The sequence below is a fragment of the Streptomyces mayteni genome, from assembly GCF_054783955.1.
The window spans coordinates 1-584 of sequence record NZ_BAAGPR010000299.1; the positions used below are offsets into that span (position 1 = coordinate 1).

Here is a 584-nt window from a genome sequence, read left to right on the forward strand (position 1 = left end):
GGCACGGTGTTGGTGACGGGGGGTACGGGTGGTCTTGGTGCGTTGGTGGCGCGTCACCTGGTCACGGAGCACGGGGCACGTCATCTGTTGTTGGTCAGCCGGCGTGGCCCTCAGGCCCCCGGCGCTGGACAGCTTGCCGAGGAGCTGCGTGGGTTGGGAGCACGGGTGACCATCACCGCCTGTGACACCGCCGATCCCCGGGCCCTGGCCGCCGTCCTGGACGCCATCCCGACCGACCACCCCCTCACCGCCGTCATCCACGCCGCCGGCGTGCTCCACGACGCCACCACCGAGAACCTCACCCCCGACCACCTCACCACCACCCTCACCCCCAAAGTCGACGCCGCCTGGAACCTCCACCAACTCACCCAGGACAAGAACCTCACCGCCTTCGTCCTCTTCTCCTCCCTCGCCGGCACCTTGGGCACGAAGGGCCAGGCCAACTACGCCGCCGCGAACGCCTGGTTGGACGCGCTGGCCCACCACCGCCACCAGCACGGCCTGCCCGCCCACTCCCTCGCCTGGGGCCTGTGGGAAACCACCAGCGGCATGACAGGCCACCTCACCACCACCGACCACCAACG

General features: G+C 70.2%; 1 protein-coding gene. It reads left to right on the forward strand.

The features are described 5' to 3' along the window. The coding region (locus ACYVPE_RS39990) for a beta-ketoacyl reductase (RefSeq protein ID WP_461038755.1) at nucleotides 1–584 on the forward strand (584 nt) is incomplete at both ends.